The organism is Endozoicomonas sp. SESOKO3 (assembly GCF_024606255.1).
In genome coordinates this window covers 1-3,932 of sequence record NZ_JAHHPR010000333.1, presented here as the reverse complement: position 1 = coordinate 3,932, position 3,932 = coordinate 1, and the positions used below count along the sequence as shown (strand labels likewise).

At 51.4% G+C, this 3,932-nt stretch carries 3 protein-coding genes; all 3 read left to right on the top strand.

Features of this window, described 5'->3' with window-relative positions; translation table 11 throughout:
* Window positions 1-215 (top strand): RnfABCDGE type electron transport complex subunit B (locus tag KDK18_RS05905; protein WP_257253898.1); only part of this gene is annotated, 215 nt, incomplete at its 5' end.
* Window positions 212-2,710, top strand: coding sequence for an electron transport complex subunit RsxC (gene rsxC, locus KDK18_RS05900; RefSeq protein WP_257253897.1), 2,499 nt, complete (start codon window positions 212-214; stop codon window positions 2,708-2,710). The genes KDK18_RS05905 and rsxC, both read left to right, overlap by 4 nt.
* 30 nt (window positions 2,711-2,740) lie before the next feature.
* Complete coding sequence (rsxD, locus tag KDK18_RS05895; RefSeq protein ID WP_257253896.1) at window positions 2,741-3,802, top strand: electron transport complex subunit RsxD; 1,062 nt, start codon at window positions 2,741-2,743, stop codon at window positions 3,800-3,802.
* The last annotated feature ends 130 nt before the right edge of the window (window positions 3,803-3,932 follow it).

The window sequence follows — 3,932 nt, the reverse complement described above, 5'->3', positions numbered from 1 at the left end:
GCCCAGTAGATGCCATTCTGGGCGCTGCCAGGCAAATGCACACGGTCATGAAAGATGAGTGCACTGGCTGTGACCTTTGTGTTGAACCCTGCCCTGTTGACTGCATAGACATGGTAGCCATCGAAACAACGCCCCATACCTGGAGCTGGACCTTGCCCTCCAGGGAAGCAGAACCTGGCCTGATAGCCACGGATATGAGAGGACAAACCGTATGAATCTGCCTCTCAGGGATATCACTGAATCCAGGCACATGCCCGAAGTCAAAGTCAGAGTCTGGCCACTGACGGGAGGCATTCATCCTGAGGAAAACAAGCGCCAATCTACCAGCGTGCCTATCAAGTCTGTCCCAATGCCGGATAAGTTAATTCTGCCATTGTCACAGCATGCGGGCTCTCCTGCAGAGCCTATTGTTGCTGTTGGAGACAGAGTGCTAAAAGGACAAATGATTGCCAGAGCTACCGGCTTTGTCAGCGTGCCCGTTCACGCCCCTACCTCGGGCACTGTGTCTGCAATACGTTCAGAAGCGATACCCCATCCCTCCGGAATGCACGACGAGTGCATTACATTAATTCCGGATGGCAAAGATCAATGGTGTCAGCTCCAGCCAATCAACGATTATAAATCTGTTGAGCCATCAACTCTGGTTGAGCTTATCCGCCAGTCGGGTATTGCAGGTATGGGCGGAGCAGGCTTTCCAGCCGCAGTCAAGCTGTCACCAAGAAGCCCGATACATACACTGATTCTGAATGGCACTGAATGTGAGCCGTATATCACGGCTGATGACATGCTCATGAGAGAGCGTGCCGACAGCATTGTGACCGGCGCAGAGATTTTACAACACCTTCTCACGAGTGAACGTTGTCTGATCGGCATTGAAGACAATAAACCAGAGGCGATTGAAGCCCTCAAAAAAGCCGTTGCCCAGAGCAGCAACGGTCATCAAATAAAAGTGGTTGTCTTCCCAACCAAATACCCTTCGGGTGGCGAAAAGCAGCTGATTCAAATATTGACAGGCCTGGAAGTTCCCTCAGGAAAACTACCTTCCGATTTGGGTATTGCTGTTCAAAACGTTGGCACAGCGGTGGCTGTCTGTGATGCTGTCCAGCATGGCAAGCCGCTGATTTCCAGAATCACCACCATGACTGGCGAAGCGCTCTCAAAACCGGGCAACCTTGAAGTTCTTCTGGGAACACCTGCCAGACACCTTCTGTCCGCAGCAGGCATCAACGATCGTCAACTGGACGCATTGATTATGGGTGGCCCTATGATGGGTTTCACGCTGAACGGGCAGGATGTCCCTGTCATCAAGACCAGCAACTGTCTGATTGCCGGAACCCGTGAAGAATTCCCTCCGGCCATGCCGGCTCAGGCCTGTATTCGCTGCGGTATGTGTGCAGAAGCCTGTCCATCATCTTTGCTACCTCAACAGCTTTACTGGCATGCGAAATCAGAAAACCATGAGCAGCTGAAACATCACAACCTGTTTGACTGTATCGAATGCGGTGCTTGTTCCTACGTGTGTCCCAGCAGTATTCCACTGGTTCAATACTATCGAGCCTCCAAGGGTGAAATTCGGGCTCAGGAAGCCAGACATGCCAAAGCAGAACGCTCCAGGGTGCGCTACGAAAATCGCCAGACCCGTCTTGAAAGAGAGCAGGCTGAAAAAGAAGCCAAGCGCAAGGCTAATGCAGAACGTGCTGCCAGATTGAAAGCTGAGAAGGCAGCATCAAGCAATAAAGAATCGTCTGCAGTCCCGGATCCTGTTCAGGCAGCCATTGAAAGAGCCAAGGCCAAAAAAGTGGCAGCAAGCACAACTACCAACAAACCGGCAAAAACGACACTGTCTGCAGATCAAAAAGAACTCAGGATTCAGTTATCACTGGCCAGCGCCCAGCTGAAGAAAACCCGCAGAGCCCTGACTCAGGCTCAGGAGAAGGGAGAAGGCGACATTGACAAGCTGAGTGCTGATGTCAGCATGCTGGAAGCTCAGGTAGCCAAACTGCAAAAAGAATTTGAAACGGCAGCTGTTTCAGAGCCTTCAGCCATAGAACAGCCTTCAGCTATACGACAGCAACCGAGAGCTGAAAAAAACCTTGATAACGAAGCTGCCAAAAAGTTGAAAATAGAATCCGCTATGGCTAAAGCAGCATTGAAAAAAGCGGAAAGAGCTTTGGCTACAGCCCTTGAAGAAGGCAGTTCTGAAACGGAAGCCCTCAGAGACGCAGTGGAAGAGTACCGCCAGAAAGCAGACAGCCTGACCAAAGAATTAGTTGATGCCAACACAGGAAAGCCAGCAAAATCCTCAGCAGATGACAAAAAGCTGAAAGTTGAACAGGCGATGGCCAAAGCGGCTTTGAAGAAGGCTGAGCGAGAAATGACAAAAGCTCAGGAATTGGGCTCCGATGACACTCTCTCCCTTCAGGACAAAATAGACGAATGTCGTAAAAAACTTGAACAACTGGAATCCGGAAAACCATCCGTCGCTGATAACGCAACGGGAGCGACCAGTTCGTCATACCCGGTAAAGACTGAAACCAGCGACGACCTTAAGAAATTGAAAATTGAGAACGCTATGGCCAGAGCTGCACTCAAGAAAGCCCAAAGGGCACTGGATAACGCCGAAGGCGATACCCAGGCCCTGGAAGCGGCCCTGACCAAAGCACAAACCAAAGCAGCTGAAGCAGAAAATGCTCTGGCCGCAGCAAGTTGATTCTCTCTTGATAAACAGTCGGTATTTACGATGACCCTGGTAAGGCAGACATCCCCCCATGCTCGCAGTCCCAACAGCACGCAGCAGATAATGAAATGGGTCCTACTGGCAGCAGTGCCGGGCCTGGCCATGCAGACAGTCTTTTTTGGCTGGGGAACGCTGATCAATCTCGTCTGGTGCATATTGATTGCAGTGGGCTCAGAAGCGCTGGTACTGAAAATACGACAACGCCCCATCAGCTTCTATCTCACTGATGGTTCAGCCATTGTCACCGCCGTGTTGTTGGCTCTGGCACTGCCCCCCCTCTCGCCCTGGTGGCTAACCCTGATTGGAATCTCTTTCGCCATTATCATTGGCAAGCAACTCTATGGGGGGCTGGGTAACAATCCATTTAATCCGGCCATGCTGGGATACGTGCTGTTGCTGATTTCCTTCCCTCAGGAAATGACTCAATGGCTACCTCCGGTGGGTGCAGCAGGCCACACTGCTGTGAAAAGCTTCAGCGAGGCACTTTTCACTATTTTCCCACTCTTCGGTCACCCCATTAATATTGACGCCATCAGTATGGCAACGCCGCTGGATATTGTTCGGGAAAATACCTCCCTGACCATGAAAGAGCTCTGGTCAGAAAATCCGGCCTTCCAATATTTTGCAGGTCGTGGGTGGCTCTGGATCAACCTTGCCTATCTGTTGGGTGGCCTTTTTCTGCTCTACAAAAGGGTTTTTAGCTGGCACGCCCCGATGGGCATGCTGGCAGCTCTGCTGGTAATGTCTACCCTTTTCTGGGGCGGAGCCGGGTCTGGCAGCCACGGTTCGCCATTGTTCCACTTATTCAGTGGTGCCACCATGCTGGGTGCTTTTTTCATTATTACCGACCCCGTCAGCAGTGCTACCAGCAACAAGGGAAGGCTGATCTTTGGTGCCGGAACAGGCATTCTTGTCTATATTATCCGCACCTGGGGCGGGTACCCTGACGGTGTCGCCTTCGCGACGCTGCTAATGAACATGGCAGCGCCCATGATTGATTACTATACCCAGCCAAGAACCTATGGTCATAAGAAGCCGAACAAGGGGCTGCCAGAGCAGCACTGAGCTAAGCAGCCCTGAGCCAAGCAGCCCTTAGTGAATGAATGTGAAATGAGTGACTCACGAATGTCCACGGATAAAGAAAGTCAAAATGACCCAAATCCATCTTCTGAACGGAAGATACCTTCTGCCGGCC